The following is a 15,269-nucleotide window of genomic DNA, read 5'->3' as shown; positions in this document are numbered from 1 at the left end:
TGTCAATATTTAAACGCTAATCATTATCATTAACATTAATAATGTCATTCTTATATGAAACTTAATAATTATTAAAGCATCAAGCTCTTTAGAAAGTGATTTTGGGCAAAAATTACTGATTATTGGTTTCCTAAACGAGTTTTAAAATTCTTATACTAGATAAAGTGAGTATGTTATGCGCGAAGTAAAATTATCAAGATTTTCTAGTCGATTGACCGTATTGTCTATGGGCGTAGCAGCAGTACTAGGGGCACAAGCGGCGAGTGCTACTATCTCAGCAGATGTGCCGAGCACTACCTTACAGACCATCACAGTGACGGCAAACAGCTCAGTACGTGAAAGCGTGCAAGAGGGCGGTGTTGATGTTGAAGGCTATACCCCAGCTGCGCAGGCAAGCCACTTAAGTGATTTTTTAAATGTCGTACCCGGTGTTACGGTAGGCGGTACGTCAGCGGTCAATCAGCGTATACGCGTACGTGGACTCGATGATACCAATTTGAAAGTGACCATTGATGGCGCTCGCCAAGAAGGCACGCTGTTTTATCATATGGGCGATGTGACCATTGACCCTGATTTGCTAAAACAAGCGGAAGTATCGGTCGGTAATAACTCAGTGACACTAGGTAACGATGCGCTAGGTGGCGCAGTTGCTTTTAAAACCGTTGATGCCGCAGATTTGCTAAAACCGGGTCAAAAAATCGGTGCCAAATTGCATGCAGGTTATGCTAGTAATAATGATGAATTGCTCACCTCAGCGACTGTGTTTGCTGCCCCAACGGATAATATAGACTTACTGGCTTATTATGGTCAGCGTAATGCCAATGCGGGTGAAGATGGCGAAGGTCGTAAGATCCAAACGGAAGATAGCAAAGGCGAGAATATTTTATTAAAGGCAGGTGCGTATATTGCCAATGACCATCACGTAGGGGCTAGCTTTAGCCGTACCGAAAACGAAGGCATGTTCCCATTACGCCCAGATTTCCCAGCAAGCCCAGGCGTTGGCAGTTGGAATGAAATTCTACCGCAAAAGGTTAAGCGTGATACTTATGGTTTAGACTATAGTTACAATCCTGCCAGTAACTTAGTCAATGTCGATACCAATGTTTATCAAACCGAAACGCAGATTTCACGCGATACCGACTATACGACAAAGCCAGGTTATAACTGGGAAGCGGGCGTAAAAACCACCGGCGCAAAAATTCAAAATACCAGCATCATTGATACCAATGTCGGCAGCCATAAGCTAATCGCTGGTATTGAACACTATAAAAAAGAATCTGAGCTAGAGCGTGACTTCGTTAAAAAGGGCACCGATGAAGCCAAGAATACCTCTATTTATCTAGAAGATCAGTGGAAAAATGGCAAGTTAACCTTAACGCCGGGCGTACGCTACGACCGTTATGAGTCGCCAGAGTTTGTTGCTGGTGGCAAAACTTATGACAATGTCGTTGGTGCGCTTGCTGCTAGTTATGAAATTGCACCGTTAACGCAAGTGTTTGCCAGTTATACGCAGTTATTTAATGGCCCTGATTTGAGCCAAGCGATCTTTAACTCAGACGGCGACAAAACATACGTCAATAAAGACTTAAAAGCAGAAGAAGGATCAAATGCTGAGATTGGTATCGTAAAAACCTTGCGCGATCTAACGGTAGCGGGCGATGCACTGCAACTTAGCGGAAAATATTTTGAAACTGATATCGAAAACTTTATTGAATTTGTCCGTTCTGGTGGTACTCGCGTTGGCTTAGACTGTACCACTGGACAACTTGGTGGCGCTTGCCAAGGCGCGGTCAATAAAGATGAAGATTATAAAATTAAGGGTGTTGAGCTCGCTGCTGACTATAAAATGGACGACTTTAGCATGGGTCTAAGCTATGCTCATGCACGTAGTAAAGGCGATAGAACGGGCTATAGTATCCCATCGGTGACTGGTGGCAGCGCCGACTCTGGCGATAAATATATGGTGAACTTGGCCTACGTACCGACAGACACCACCGAGCTTGGCTGGCGCAGTACTTATGTTGCAGCCATCACGCCCAAAACTGAATCTGCCCAGCCTGAAAAGTCTAACTATGATGTGCATGATATTTTTATGAGCTATATGCCAAAACAAGTCGATGGTTTAAAAGCGACTGTTGGGGTTTATAATATCTTTGATGAAACCTATGCCAGCCATGCGTCACGTTCGCTTGCAGAACAAGCAGATGGTTTGCGTACCGACTTTGAACCCGGTCGCAATATCAAAGCATCTTTAACCTATCAGTTCTAAATTTATACTGATCATGCGTAAAAAATGAGTATCAAAAAAGCCAGCTGCTTTGTATAAGAGCTGGCTTTTTTATGTCGAAACCTCTTTTTTAAACCAGATGTCTTTTTTAAATCGTTTTATGCGTCTTTAACACATCAGCATTTAGCGCAATTCTAACGCTAAAATTAACAAAGAATAATAATCAATGATTTCATTTAACCCACGCCAAACTTGCCTATGGATTCACCGTTATACTGGACTTGTGATGGCCGCTTTTTTACTTATGGCTGGTATAACGGGCGCACTATTGGCATTTCACGATGAGCTGGACGCGGTATTTAATCAGCGTTTGGCGGTTGTTGAGAAAGCGCAGACACCGCCATTGTCTATTGCTACCTTGCATGACAAGGTGATTAGCCACTATCCAGAATACAGTTTTTCGACCATGCCCGTGGCAATCGAGCCTAATCGCGCTGTCGTCTTTGCTGTCGATAAATATAAAGGCGATATAAAAGTAGAACCTAAACCCTTGTTCCAAGAGGTTTATATCAATCCCTATACTGCGGATATTATTGGCACGCGTGATAAAGACGAGTGGGCATGGCGCAATACCATGTGGAAGGTGTTCTGGCTGCATCGTGAGTTGTTGCTTGGTGATATTGGTAAGTTAGTACTAGGTATTATTGCGCTTGTTTGGACGATTAATTGTTTTATTGGATTTTATTTGACCTTTCCAAGAGCGGTTAAAAAGAATCAGGTACCGCCCCAATATCCTGCTAAAAAACGGGCTTCTTTATTAAAACGATGGCTGCCTGCGTGGAAAATCCGCACCAAAACCAATACCTTTAAGCTTAATTATGATGCGCATCACGCGTTTGGTTTATGGTTGTGGCTGATGCTGTTTGTGATTGCTTGGTCAAGTGTCGGTTTTAATTTGCAGCAGATCTATAAGCCGGTGATGCAAGCGGTGGTAGGGCTTGACGGCAACAAAGGCAAAGAAGATAAATTAAATAAAGCAGATAAATCTAGCGCGCCAGTTAGCACTGAAATGATCATCGCTAATATTGTTAATAAAGCCAATAGTATCGATTATTTAAGCAAGCAAGCAACTATTGCCGCGCAAAAAAACGGACTAACCGTGCAGCAATTATTGGGTATTCGCTGGGTCGAGGAAGATAAGCAGTGGCAGATGCGCTTTAAAACCAATCAAGACATCGGTAAAAAAGGCGGCGCGTCTTCAATTACAGTCAATGCAAGAGATGGTAGCGTTGAGAAAGTAAATTTTGCTTATCAAAACGCCTCATTTGGCCATAAAGCTGACCAATGGCTATCCACCTTACATATGGGACATATCAGTCATGGTGTCGGTCATCTGGCATATCAAATATTCTTGGCATTGATTGGACTAGCCGTTACCGTCTTGTCTGGTACTGGCGTGTATTTATGGTGGAAAGGTCGACAGCAACGCTTAAAATCTATGCGAAAGCTGAGATAAAATTGGTCTAAAAGTGACAAAGCCGTTTATAAGTACGATTTTAAGCCGCATCCACGATTACCGGACGACCTTGATGATTGATTACAGTCACATCGACGTTATAGAGATCTTTCATGGTCTCTTGAGTAATGACATCGACAGGACGTCCAATAGCTTGTACTTGACCGTCCTTCATGGTCACCACCGTATCAGCGAACTGGGCGGCTTGATTGATGTCATGGAGGACAATGACCACGGTTTTTTGCTGGCTATGACTTAACTCACGCAGCTCACGCATCAAGCGACCTGAATGATACATATCGAGATTATTTAGCGGCTCATCAAGCAATAAATACGGTGTATCTTGGCAAACAATCATCGCAATCAGCACCCGTTGCCGCTGTCCACCCGATAAGGCAGATAAAAAACGCTCAGCTAATGGCGCCAGCTCAAAGAGTTCGATAATCTCAGCCACGTTTTTCTGATCGCTTGCCGTTGGACGACCTTGATGATACGGATAGCGCCCAAACATCAGTAATTCATGCACCCGCAGCCGCCCTTGTACTTGATTGTCTTGACTGAGCATGGCTACCGTCGTCGCAAGCGTTCGCGCATCACAGCTGACGATATCACGTTCTTCATTATCAGCAGCAAAACTCACTTGTCCGCTTTGCAACGGTTGCAAACGTGCCATCACCGAAAATAATGTCGATTTACCGGCACCATTGGGACCAATTAAAGCGATGACTTGTGACGGTGGCAATAATAAGTTGATATCATGCAAAATCTGCTGCTTGCCAATATGATGCGATACACCCGTTATTTTTATCATAATGCTTCTTTTTTAGCTGAATGTTTAATAAGTGTTTAGAGTTTTTATTTCAAGCGCCGCTGGCTCATAAATATCAAGGCTAAAAATACCAAGCCGCCTGCCAGCTCAATAACGACGGATAATACGCCTGCCATACCGAGCACTTGTTCAAAGAGCGTTTGACCGAGTACCAAGCAAATCATCGCTACTAAACTCACTAAAATGAGCCGTTCGCTATGATACATATGGCGCGCCATACGATTGGTTAGAGCGCAGACCAATAAACCAAAAAAGGTCACTGGACCAACCAACGCCGTAGCTGTAGCGACCAATACCGCGATGACAGTTAATAGCCCAAATGCCAAACGTTGATAGTTAATACCGAGATTAGTTGCCTGCGCTTTACCCAACATCAGCACATCACATTGATACCGCCAGCGCCAAATAAATAGCGCACTTACGACACAAATAAATAGACTGATGACTAATAGCTGCGGATTGACCGTATTAAACTGCGCGTAACTTGCCGATTGCACCACCACAAAATCATCTGGATTAATCAGTCGCGCAATCAGGGCTGATAAGCTGCGGAACAAGACTCCAAAAATAACCCCTACCAATATCAGCCGCGTTAAGTCCTGACTGCTTTTGGAGAAGAGTAATTTAAACAGCAATAACGACGCGCCAAACATCAATACAATCTCAAGCGAAAATTTGGCAACTGGATTAAGACTGGTGAAGCTAATCGCCCCTAAGAAAAATACCAATAGACTTTGCAATAGCACATAAAGCGAGTCAAAGCCCAATAATGAGGGCGTGAGAATAGGGTTATGGGTTAAAGTCTGGAAAAGCAGAGTAGAGACGCCAATTGCGTAGCCGACCACCATTAGCGCCAATAGTTTTTTACCCCGTAGTGGCAGGGCAAAGTCCCAATGCCCATGGACATTGACGGTTAAAAATAATAAGGCGGAGATTAATAAAACAAGAGCAGCAACAGATTTAGGCTGTTGACTGATAGCTAACCCTAGCCTTGCCCAGAATTTTGCCAATGGGTTCAGGTTGGCGGTAGCACTCTTAGCAGCACTATCAATAGTAGCATCAGTCGTTTGACCAGACGAGGCAGAAGGTAAAAACATACGCTAATCTTATAAAAGAGAGTGGCAAGTAAAACAATGATAACTTAGATAATCTAACTCATTTAGGACTCAGCAGGCGCACGTAATAATAGCCATAAAAACACTATAGTTCCGACCACGCCAAAGACAGTTGCTACCGGAATCTCGAACGGATAGCGAATCGAGCGCCCGATAATATCGCAAAGTAATACCGCTGATGCGCCCAATAACGCTACCGCTGGCAAGCTGCGCCTGAGCTTATCACCCATAATGCGACTGACGATATTTGGCACGACCAAACCAATAAAAGGAATCATGCCAACCGTGACCACGACCACGGCACTCATCATGGCGACCATACCAACGCCAATCCACGTCACATGACGCTTACTGATACCCAAATTTAAAGCAATATTATCGCCCAAACCAATAATGGTCAGCTTATCGGCGATAATATAAGCGATAATACATAGCACGCCAGTCAACCATAACAGCTCATACCGTCCTGACAACACGCTTGAGAAGTCACCAAATTGCCAAACGCTGAGCATCTGTAACGTTTCCGTTTGATAGGCAATAAAGGTAGTAATAGCATCAATAATCCCGCCAAAGACAATACCAATCAACGGAATCATCAAGAAATCTGTCGGCGGAATACGATGAATCAGCAGCATAAAGAGCATCATGCCAAATACTGCCGCAATGGTTGCCACACTCATCTTTATAATTAGCGCGCTGGCCGGAAAGAACAGACTCACCACCAATAAGCCAAGGGCAGCGCTTTGAGTTGCGCCGACCATAGACGGCTCTACAAAGCGATTCTTGAGTACCACTTGAATAATCATCCCAGCTACTGCCATGGCAATACCGGTCAAAATAATAGCAATCGTCCGCGGCAAACGACTGACCAGCATCAGGGAGCTGTCCGAGTTGGCACTATGATTGATGAGGCTATGAAAGACACCTGACCATGAAAAGTCAGCAACCCCAATAGATAAACTTAGCAATACCAACATTCCCATGATGACAAAGCTTGCTGTATTGATTAACCAAGGTGCTATTTTTGCGTGTCGTGATTTAGAGTTTAACTGACCATTTACCTTCTGTTGCCCTGTTAAGGGTACAGAAGATAGGGGTTTATCGCTATTAACTTTATCTATATTGGTAGCGTGATTAGAAAATAACGACATAACGACTGTTAACTTATGATTAGCGTAAAGGGTAGACGCAAGAATGGGCACTTACGTCTGGTTTTCAACGAATAAAAATATTTACTTTGCTTGGCTAAATGCCGTTTTAATCGCGGTCAAATCTTGCACCCACTGATAATAACCGCCAAATGCAAGGTATGAATCTGGGCTTAGATAAACCACTTGAGATTTTTTCCAAGCTGTCGTTTGCGCGACTAATGCATTGTCCAAGACGGCTTTTGCACCAACGCTTTCTTCACCGATAGCCGCGCTACGGTCAATCACAAACAACCAGTCAGGGTTGGTTTTTTGCAAGTATTCAAAGGAAACCGGCTGACCATGATCGGCGTCTTTTATCTGATTATCAACCATCGGTACGCCAAGTACGGTATGGATAAAGCCAAAACGTGACTTATCACCGTAAGCAGACAGCTTATTACCATTAACCATGATGACCAAGCCATTGCCTTTATCTTTGGTCGCTGTTTTCGTCTCATCAATAAGACCGTCGATATCCTGTTGCAACTTCAAGGCTTGATCGCTTTTGCCAAATAACGCACCCAAATCATGCAAGCGCTGTTTGCTAGACTCATAGATATTGGCAGTATCAATACTCATATCGAGCGTTGGCGCGATGCTTGAGAGCGCATTATATTTCTCTGCCATACGCGAACCGACCAAGATAGCTTGTGGCTGCATTGCGTTTAATGCTTCAAGATCTGGCTCAAATACCGTGCCGACTTCTTTCGGATCTGGTTGAGTTTTTGAATGCAGGTTATTCAATTTTAGACCGCTTGGCATGCCATCAACAGCGACATCGAGCGCTGCCAAATCCTGCATCAAGGTCATGTCATAAACCACTAGCGGCGATGGGTTGATTGCCAAATTAACAGATCCCTTGATGGTATCAACGCTAATAGTGGTCACAGAAACCGCCTCGTTAGTGGCGACATTTTTGGCTTTATCAGCGGTTTTATTTTCGGTGTTGCTATCTGCGGGTTCTGAGTCATTAGATTCAGGAGCGCTACAGCCAGTTACAGTAATACTAGTAAGCAGTGCTGTCATGAGTGCAGCTACTAAGGGACGTTTAAAAACAGGAGTAGCACGGTGGCTAGAGAATGAGGTAGTAGACATAGATAACTCGGTATAGGACGGGTTTTGGCAGTTTTATACAACCTGCTCGATAAAAATCTTCATTTAACGGCAGGTTAAATGATTCGGTGTTTTATTATAAATTGGGTAAATAATTTAGCCGCCATCATAAAGTAATTGAGACGTATTATCAATAAAGATGATAATGATTTTTATTAACTAAGTGTATTCAGGTTATAATAGAATCGCATACTGACCTAGATTGAACTTAAAAAATTCACAATAATGCCTGAAATATTAGAAATTTACTATTGATAATAATTATCGTTTGCATTATTATCACCACCATTCTATGACGGTTAAATGCTAGAGTATTATGAGTTCAACGGATTTAGAGACGCCCCCACTTAAATCAATCTTGATAGCGATACTAGTTGTAGTAGGGCTTCACGTGCTCACGGCAGTGGCATTGGTGGCAATGAAACCGTCTGCACCCAAAGTCGCGCCGCCCAAACAGACGCCGCCTATTGAAATAGAGCTGGTATCATTACCTGCTGCTTTACCTAAAGAGCCGGTAAAAGTGGTGAAATCTGTTGAAAAAGAAGTGACTAAGGTTGTGATAGATAAAAGCACGCCAGCGCCAAAACCGCAGGCTATAATAAAACCAAAGCCGGTCACAGAGACGCCAAAACAACCAATGGTACAAGAACGCAAACCTGATATTACACCGCTAGTCAAAAAAGAAAAGACAACGTCGATTGCTCAAGAAAAGCCGTCACAAAAACAGACTAAGCAAGAAGAGTCGCATCCCGCCATTGATAAAGCCATATCTGAGCAGCTTGCTAATAACCAAAAGGTTAACAATCAGCAAGCTGAGCAACGTCGACTTGTAGCAGCACAAGCGGAAAAAGCAGCGCAAGAAGTACAGAGGCAACAGGCGCAGGCTCAGGAAGCGCAAAGAGTAGCAAATGCTAAAGCCGTTCGAGATGCCCAAGCTAAAGCGAGTGCCGAAGCAGCAAGAGCGGCTAAGCAAGCAGAAGAGGCCGCTAAAGCAGCTGCTGAAAGTAATGAGCCTGTCAATTTTACCGCCAGCTCAGCAAATTGGGTATCAGCCCCAAACTTCAGTTTCCCTGAGCGCGTTGCACGACGAGCAAATTCGGGTGATACGCTCAACGTTGTGTTGATACTGAGGGTAAACAAGCAGGGCGGGATCGATAATGTGCGTATCGCTCAATCTTCGGGGAATGCGGCATTGGATAAAGAAGCGACGCGGCAAGTGCGCTCAGGCAAGTTTAAACCATTTACGAATAATGCTGGCGTACCAGTGGTTGGGAATGTGACCTTGCCTGTGAGCTACGCAGTACCTTAATGATTATCCATCTATAAAAACATACATTCTACTCTTTTCACGATAAGCATAAATGCGATAGTCGCTGCAGGTTTATGTGATGGCACAACTTACTAGGGAGTCTGACATGGACTTTACAACTTACTGGCAATATAGCGACATGGTGACTAGAACCTTGTTCTTTTTACTGCTCGCTTTATCTATCATCTCTTGGGTCACGGGCATCATCCGGGTGCTACAAAGTCGAAAATTGGTGACGACTGTTGCTGATGATTTGAGCCAGCAGATGCAGGCAAAGCGCTCAGATCTAAGCGTGGCAGATGCAGCGACGCGGCGTTTGATTACTGAGCAAACCTTGCTAAAGCACATTGGTCGCTACCGTTTTGCTAGCGAGCGTGGTTTGCCTATCCTTGGTACGACAGCAGCGATTGCACCGTTTATTGGTCTGTTTGGGACAGTATGGGGTATTTTCCATGCCCTACGTAATATTGGTATGAGCGGACAAGCAGGACTTGGGCAGGTAGCGGGACCGGTCGGTGAGGCACTTATCATGACCGGTTTAGGAATAGCCGTAGCGATTCCAGCGGTAGTGTTCTATAACCTTGCTGTACGTATTAATCGTAGCATCATGTACCATGCAAATGATCGCGCCCATGATTTACTGGCGCAATCTGCTGAGCTAGCAGTCACACAACAATCATCAATAAATAATGAACATGCCGTGACTCAAGCTCAGTTAGTAAAAGGCAATCATACAGAGACGCAAGCCCCTCAACAAACAGAACATTATCATAAATCAGCGCCATCACAGCCGTAACTCTATTTATTGATAGGGTTTTACATTAAAAGAAAGCGAAGCGACAGATAAGCTAGAAAGTCGTAGCTTTGATGATTATACAAAACGTATTGAGAATATTATGGCATTTCAATTGGGTGATGATAGTAGTCAAAGCATGAATGAGATGAACCTCATTCCGCTGATCGATATCATGCTGGTATTGATGATTATCTTTTTGTTGACGGCGAGCGTATTGAATCCGGCAGTGCCATTAGATTTGCCAAAGACCAGTGCGATGTTAAATGAAATCCCGCCCGAAGCGATCCAAATCAGTATTGATAAAGATGCAGGAATATTTTGGGACAGCGATCCTATTAGTATGGAAGAGCTAGAAGTACGCTTGCAGCAGCAAAGTGCCGCTGGCAAAGATCCTTCCGTACAGCTACGTGCTGATAAAGACAGTAAATATGATACCGTCGCTCAAGTGTTGGCAGCGGCGAGTGAAGCGGGACTAAGCAAAATAGCCTTTGTTAATGAATAAACGTTAAAGCCATAAGATTGCTGAAAATATCAGCAAGCTTATTAACAGAAAAATCAGTAGAATAATAATAAGAACCATTAAAATAATAAACTTTCTCTCCGGCCTCACAAGGTAATCTTGTGAGGTTTCCTTTATTTTATTAATGTATTATTTAGCTTTTATTCTTGATAAATGCTTACCAGCCGTAGCCAAACGGGCGATAGCCATAGCCGCCATAGCGTCCAGGACCATAACCAAACGGATAAGGCGAACGCAAGTAATCAAGGTCACGTTGGCGGATATGGTAATAACGACCTTGCGCGTAAGCTTCTTCGAGCTTTTCAATGCCTTCAAGCGGGCAGACAGGCTGCCAGTCATAACCTTCACGTCCACGCTTATAAGCATTTAGCTCAGTACAGTATTTTTTTAGCCCCAGCTGGCGACCCTGCTCCCATTGAATACGGTTTGGCATGGGAGCGCCAGCACTAGCACAGCTATTAGCATAATGACCAAAATAATCCCCTGAGCGCCCATTGATACCGTCGGCATAGCCCACTTCTTGCCAGTTGCTGCTTTGACATTGCTGCGGCGTCAGGCTTTTTTGAGTGGTGGCACAGCCTGATAAAGTAAATAAGGCAACACCGATTAGTGTTAGGGCAACGCTGGACCTACTCATGATTGGAGTGCGCGATTTTTGAGTAAAATTGGCACTCGATGAGTTTCGCTTAATAAGATTATTCATAATAAACCTGCGCGCGTTTAAAATTATGGTTTATCATAGCACCTTTTTATAGGCTCGACTTTTTGTATCTTGTTATCGAACGAGTAGCTTTCTGTACTAAGTATTTGATATGCCACTATAAATATCAGCGATATTGTAGATTAGCTGCTTGCTTGTCTCATAACGATAGATAATCTAGCAAGCGGTAATTTGTATACTTGCGCTCTATTCTTCTTAATTTTTGAGAGATGACACGCATTATAAATACAGTTATCAAGGTCAGTCACGTATAAAATAATCGCTGTTATGAGCGAACTTATTAGCTAAAAGGTCAGATTGTCATGGGTATGTGGATTGCTATTCTCATTGTACTATTCGTATTAGGGAGTATGATGGCGCTCAAGCCGAGCGGTATCGATCAGCGTTTAGATAAGCTTCGTATGACCGCGCGCCGCTTGCAGCTCAATCCAAAGCTGGTCACTTGTCCTGACTGGATAAAGGGTAAAGACAATGAGTATGGTCGCGGGATGATGGGGCAGTATTGCTTAATATTAGAAAATACCAATCTGCCGTTTACCCGCTATCAAGTGATTGATGGGCAATGGCGACCAGATAGTAGTTTTGTCGATACGACTACAGATGATAATAAGCTTATCGTGCCAACGGCTATTCGTGCGAATCAAAGCAATACCCATACGGCAATTAAGAAGCCCAATGTCAGTTTGGACAAGATGCCACTTGATTTGCCAGTCAGTATTGAGCCCTATGTAAAGGGGCTATTGACTAAGGCAAATAGTATCGTAATTTATTGGGAAGATATCGCTTATGTACGCCCTGCGACCAATCCTACTTATCAGCAAAAATTGATTGAGAGCGATTTATTAGCGCTCAAAGAAAAGCTTGAAGAGTGGGCGCTGCAGATGCAAAAGATCCTATAAAAATCGCCACAAGGTAGCAAATTGTTTTTTCGTCTCCATAAAAGAACGATATGCAAGTGCTTTTGGCAGACGCTTAGTCATTTTCAGTTGACAGTTTAAGCCTTAGCAGTGTAACGTCTTTATAACTGAAACCTTTCGTTATGGTTATCATTTGTTTTATAACCGATTTTACTAGCAGCCATTACTACAATAATTTGCCACGCCCTTATAACCAAACCTATAAATGGCATGCTGCTAGACAATTCTTATTTTAATTTACTTATTATGGTGTCGTCACCTATGACAAAACCCGCAGCTAAAAAAAGTGCAGCGCCCGCTGCTGACAAACCTAAAGGCAGCCCGAAAGCCAGTCCAAAGGGCAAATCTTTGGTAATTGTTGAATCACCCGCCAAGGCAAAAACCATCAATAAATACTTGGGTGATGATTTTATCGTGCGCTCAAGTATCGGTCATGTCCGAGATTTGCCAGTCGGTGCAAGTAAAAGCGCAAAGAAACCAGCAACGACCAAAAAAGATGACAGTCTAAGCAAAGAAGAAAAAACCCAGCAAGCATTGGTACGGCGTATGGGTGTCGACCCTGAGCATGATTGGGCGGCAGTCTATGAAGTTTTGCCAAATAAGACCAAGGTCATCAAGGAGCTGAAAGCTTTAGCCAAAGATGCTGACAAAATCTATCTGGCAACGGATATGGATAGAGAGGGAGAGGCGATTGCTTGGCATCTTAAAGAAGTCATCGGCGGCGCTGACAGTAAGTATGAGCGTGTGGTTTTTAACGAGATTACCAAATCTGCCATTCAAAATGCCTTTAAGCAACCGTCTAAACTTGATATTGACCGAGTTAATGCACAGCAAGCGCGGCGTTTTTTAGATCGTGTCGTTGGTTTTATGGTATCGCCACTTTTGTGGCAAAAGGTTGCTCGTGGTCTATCGGCGGGTCGCGTGCAGTCAGTTGCCATGCGCTTGGTTGTTGAGCGTGAGCATGAAATCCGCGCCTTTATTCCAGAAGAGTATTGGCAGATTCATGCCGATACCCATATTGCTGAGAGCAAAGCCAAAAAAGCTGCAGACGCTGAGCAAATTGGTATTCGTTTAGAAGCCACTAAGCAAGGCGGCAAAACGCTAAAGCTCGTCAATAAAGAGCAGACCGATAAAGTATTAGATGTCCTAAAAGCAAATGACTTTATCGTCAAAGAACGTGAAGAGAAGCCAACGCAGTCGAAACCAAGTGCGCCTTTTATTACCTCGACTTTGCAACAAGCCGCCAGCACGCGTCTGGGATTCTCAGTTAAGAAAACCATGATTTTAGCGCAACGTTTATATGAAGCGGGTCACATTACTTATATGCGTACCGATTCGACCTTTTTATCAGGTGATGCGCTTGCTGCGGTACGTGGCTATATCGAAGACAGCTATGGTGCGAAATACGTGCCAGAAAAGCCGAATTTCTATGGTAATAAACAAGGCGCACAAGAAGCGCATGAAGCCATACGTCCGTCTAACGTCAATATGAAGTCAACGCAGCTTAAGGCCGTTGAACGTGATGCAATACGTTTGTATGAGCTAATCTGGCGTCAGTTTGTGGCCTGTCAGATGCTACCAGCAAAATATCTATCAGTGAATTTATTCGTTGCTGCTGACGACGTTGAGTTAAAAGCACGCGGTCGTACCTTGGTATTTGATGGCTATACTAAAGTGATGCCACCTGCCAAGACCGACGATAACTTATTACCAGATGTGAAAAAAGGCGATAAATTAATAGTAGATAAGCTTGATCCGAGTCAACATTTTACCAAGCCGCCACCGCGTTTTACTGAGGCAAGCTTGGTCAAAGAGCTTGAGAAAAAAGGCATCGGTCGTCCATCGACCTATGCTTCTATCATCTCTACTATTCAAGATCGCGGTTATGTAAAGCTCGAAAACAAGCGCCTGTTTGCTGAAAAAATGGGTGATATCGTCACCGACAGACTGACCGCAAGTTTTCCTGATTTGATGGATTATACTTTTACTGCTGCGCTAGAGGACAAGCTTGATCATGTTGCAGAAGGCGATACCGATTGGAAAGATGTGCTCGATAATTTCTATGGCGACTTCAAGACAACGCTTGATCGTGCTAAAGAAAAAGACGGCATGCGCCCGAATGATCCAACCGATGTACCAGATGTCCATTGCGATCTTTGTGCTCGTCCAATGCAGCTACGTACCGGTTCGACGGGTGTATTCTTAGGTTGTACTGGTTATAACTTACCACCAAAAGAGCGCTGTAAAGGCACTAAGAACTTAATGCCAGTCGAAGCTTTTGCCAATCTTGATGATGCCGAAGGTGATGACGAAGCGGCCGAAGTCAGAGATTTGATGGAGAAGAAACGCTGCCCGAAATGCGGTACGGCAATGAATGGTTATATCGTTGATGGCGGTCTGAAGCTGCATGTGTGTGGTAACAATCCTGATTGTGATGGTTATGTCTTAGAAGAAGGTAAGTTCGAAGTGCCTGGCTCTGACTCTCCAACCATTGACTGTAATAAGTGCGATGGACAAATGGAGCTAAAGACGGGACGTTTTGGTCCTTACTTTGCTTGCCAGCAATGTGATAACACGCGTAAAGTGCTGAAAACAGGCGAAGCAGCACCGCCGCGCATGGATCCTATCCATCTACCAGAGTTAAAATCTGTTAAGCATGAAGATTACTTTATCTTACGTGAAGGCGCAGCGGGCATGTTCTTAGCAGCCTCTAAGTTCCCTAAAGTACGGGAGACACGTCCGCCAAAGCTTGCTGAGCTGCGAGAGATTAAAGATAAAATGGAAGACAAGTTCCAGTATTTGTTTGCAGGACCAGATGAAGATCCAGATGGTAATCCGACGATTTTACGTTGGTCGCGCAAGAAAAAAGAGCAGTATATCGGCTCTGAGAAAAATGGCAAAGCCACACGTTGGGGCGTTTACTGGCGTAAAGGCGAGTGGGTAGAGGAGTAAATTTCTTTTACCTTTAATCCGTCAGTAGTTTCAGGCTATAAAAAAACCTCTTAGACAATCTAAG

The 15,269-nt window shown here is 43.8% G+C and carries 12 protein-coding genes; 7 read left to right on the top strand and 5 right to left on the bottom strand.

The features are described 5' to 3' along the window. Nucleotides 1–175 precede the first annotated feature (175 nt). Nucleotides 176–2,269 (top strand): TonB-dependent receptor domain-containing protein, encoded by a 2,094-nt coding sequence (locus PSYCG_RS09990; RefSeq protein WP_020444090.1) that lies wholly within the window; start codon nt 176–178, stop codon nt 2,267–2,269. Nucleotides 2,270–2,453: 184 nt separating this feature from the next. Continuing rightward, entirely contained in the window at nt 2,454–3,743 is a 1,290-nt protein-coding gene (locus tag PSYCG_RS09985; RefSeq protein ID WP_020444089.1) for a PepSY-associated TM helix domain-containing protein, read from the top strand. A gap of 40 nt (nt 3,744–3,783) precedes the next feature. Here the strand turns inward: PSYCG_RS09985 and PSYCG_RS09980 are convergent, their stop codons facing one another. The 4 genes from PSYCG_RS09980 to PSYCG_RS09965 all read right to left on the bottom strand — a co-directional run bounded on the left by PSYCG_RS09980 (nt 3,784) and on the right by PSYCG_RS09965 (nt 7,972). After that, a complete protein-coding gene (locus PSYCG_RS09980) occupies nt 3,784–4,554 on the bottom strand; it encodes an ABC transporter ATP-binding protein (RefSeq protein WP_020444088.1) in 771 nt (256 codons plus the stop codon). A gap of 44 nt (nt 4,555–4,598) precedes the next feature. Continuing rightward, the gene (locus PSYCG_RS09975; RefSeq protein WP_020444087.1) at nt 4,599–5,669 is read right to left on the bottom strand and encodes an iron chelate uptake ABC transporter family permease subunit; all 1,071 of its coding nucleotides are present in this window, start codon (nt 5,667–5,669) and stop codon (nt 4,599–4,601) included. A 62-nt stretch (nt 5,670–5,731) separates the two neighbouring features. Beyond that, nucleotides 5,732–6,838, bottom strand: a complete 1,107-nt coding sequence (locus PSYCG_RS09970; RefSeq protein ID WP_020444086.1) for an ABC transporter permease — start codon at nt 6,836–6,838, stop codon at nt 5,732–5,734. Nucleotides 6,839–6,919: 81 nt separating this feature from the next. Beyond that, on the bottom strand, nt 6,920–7,972 hold the full coding sequence (locus PSYCG_RS09965) for a siderophore ABC transporter substrate-binding protein (RefSeq protein WP_051130948.1): 1,053 nt from the start codon (nt 7,970–7,972) through the stop codon (nt 6,920–6,922). Between the two features lie 334 nt (nt 7,973–8,306). Between PSYCG_RS09965 and PSYCG_RS09960 the strand changes: the two genes are divergently transcribed. The 3 genes from PSYCG_RS09960 to PSYCG_RS09950 all read left to right on the top strand — a co-directional run bounded on the left by PSYCG_RS09960 (nt 8,307) and on the right by PSYCG_RS09950 (nt 10,597). Then, complete coding sequence (locus PSYCG_RS09960) at nt 8,307–9,299, top strand: TonB family protein (protein WP_020444084.1); 993 nt, start codon at nt 8,307–8,309, stop codon at nt 9,297–9,299. A gap of 106 nt (nt 9,300–9,405) precedes the next feature. Next, complete coding sequence (locus PSYCG_RS09955) at nt 9,406–10,095, top strand: MotA/TolQ/ExbB proton channel family protein (RefSeq protein ID WP_020444083.1); 690 nt, start codon at nt 9,406–9,408, stop codon at nt 10,093–10,095. A 100-nt stretch (nt 10,096–10,195) separates the two neighbouring features. Beyond that, nucleotides 10,196–10,597, top strand: a complete 402-nt coding sequence (locus tag PSYCG_RS09950) for an ExbD/TolR family protein (RefSeq protein WP_011514224.1) — start codon at nt 10,196–10,198, stop codon at nt 10,595–10,597. A gap of 175 nt (nt 10,598–10,772) precedes the next feature. Here PSYCG_RS09950 and PSYCG_RS09945 read toward each other — a convergent pair whose 3' ends face one another. After that, nucleotides 10,773–11,318 (bottom strand): DUF2799 domain-containing protein, encoded by a 546-nt coding sequence (locus tag PSYCG_RS09945; RefSeq protein WP_020444082.1) that lies wholly within the window; start codon nt 11,316–11,318, stop codon nt 10,773–10,775. A gap of 320 nt (nt 11,319–11,638) precedes the next feature. On the opposite strand from PSYCG_RS09945, the gene PSYCG_RS09940 reads away from it, so the two are divergent. Further along, nucleotides 11,639–12,235, top strand: coding sequence for a hypothetical protein (locus PSYCG_RS09940; RefSeq protein WP_020444081.1), 597 nt, complete (start codon nt 11,639–11,641; stop codon nt 12,233–12,235). Nucleotides 12,236–12,514: 279 nt separating this feature from the next. After that, nucleotides 12,515–15,205 carry a type I DNA topoisomerase gene (gene topA, locus PSYCG_RS09935; RefSeq protein ID WP_020444080.1) on the top strand — a complete coding sequence of 897 codons (2,691 nt, stop codon included), beginning with the start codon at nt 12,515–12,517 and terminating at the stop codon, nt 15,203–15,205. Nucleotides 15,206–15,269 lie beyond the last annotated feature (64 nt).

It is taken from the genome of Psychrobacter sp. G, assembly GCF_000418305.1.
GTDB classification, from domain to species: domain Bacteria; phylum Pseudomonadota; class Gammaproteobacteria; order Pseudomonadales; family Moraxellaceae; genus Psychrobacter; species Psychrobacter cryohalolentis.
The sequence above is the reverse complement of the archived record's forward strand: the minus strand, read 5'-3'. Positions and strand labels throughout refer to the sequence as shown.

Coding starts and splice junctions, on each gene's coding strand:
- PSYCG_RS09990 (WP_020444090.1), top strand. CDS start 176: ATGCGCGAAGTAAAATTATCAAGATTTTCTAGTCGATTGACCGTATTG.
- PSYCG_RS09985 (WP_020444089.1), top strand. CDS start 2,454: ATGATTTCATTTAACCCACGCCAAACTTGCCTATGGATTCACCGTTAT.
- PSYCG_RS09980 (WP_020444088.1), bottom strand. CDS start 4,554: ATGATAAAAATAACGGGTGTATCGCATCATATTGGCAAGCAGCAGATT.
- PSYCG_RS09975 (WP_020444087.1), bottom strand. CDS start 5,669: ATGTTTTTACCTTCTGCCTCGTCTGGTCAAACGACTGATGCTACTATT.
- PSYCG_RS09970 (WP_020444086.1), bottom strand. CDS start 6,838: ATGTCGTTATTTTCTAATCACGCTACCAATATAGATAAAGTTAATAGC.
- PSYCG_RS09965 (WP_051130948.1), bottom strand. CDS start 7,972: ATGTCTACTACCTCATTCTCTAGCCACCGTGCTACTCCTGTTTTTAAA.
- PSYCG_RS09960 (WP_020444084.1), top strand. CDS start 8,307: ATGAGTTCAACGGATTTAGAGACGCCCCCACTTAAATCAATCTTGATA.
- PSYCG_RS09955 (WP_020444083.1), top strand. CDS start 9,406: ATGGACTTTACAACTTACTGGCAATATAGCGACATGGTGACTAGAACC.
- PSYCG_RS09950 (WP_011514224.1), top strand. CDS start 10,196: ATGGCATTTCAATTGGGTGATGATAGTAGTCAAAGCATGAATGAGATG.
- PSYCG_RS09945 (WP_020444082.1), bottom strand. CDS start 11,318: ATGAATAATCTTATTAAGCGAAACTCATCGAGTGCCAATTTTACTCAA.
- PSYCG_RS09940 (WP_020444081.1), top strand. CDS start 11,639: ATGGGTATGTGGATTGCTATTCTCATTGTACTATTCGTATTAGGGAGT.
- topA (WP_020444080.1), top strand. CDS start 12,515: ATGACAAAACCCGCAGCTAAAAAAAGTGCAGCGCCCGCTGCTGACAAA.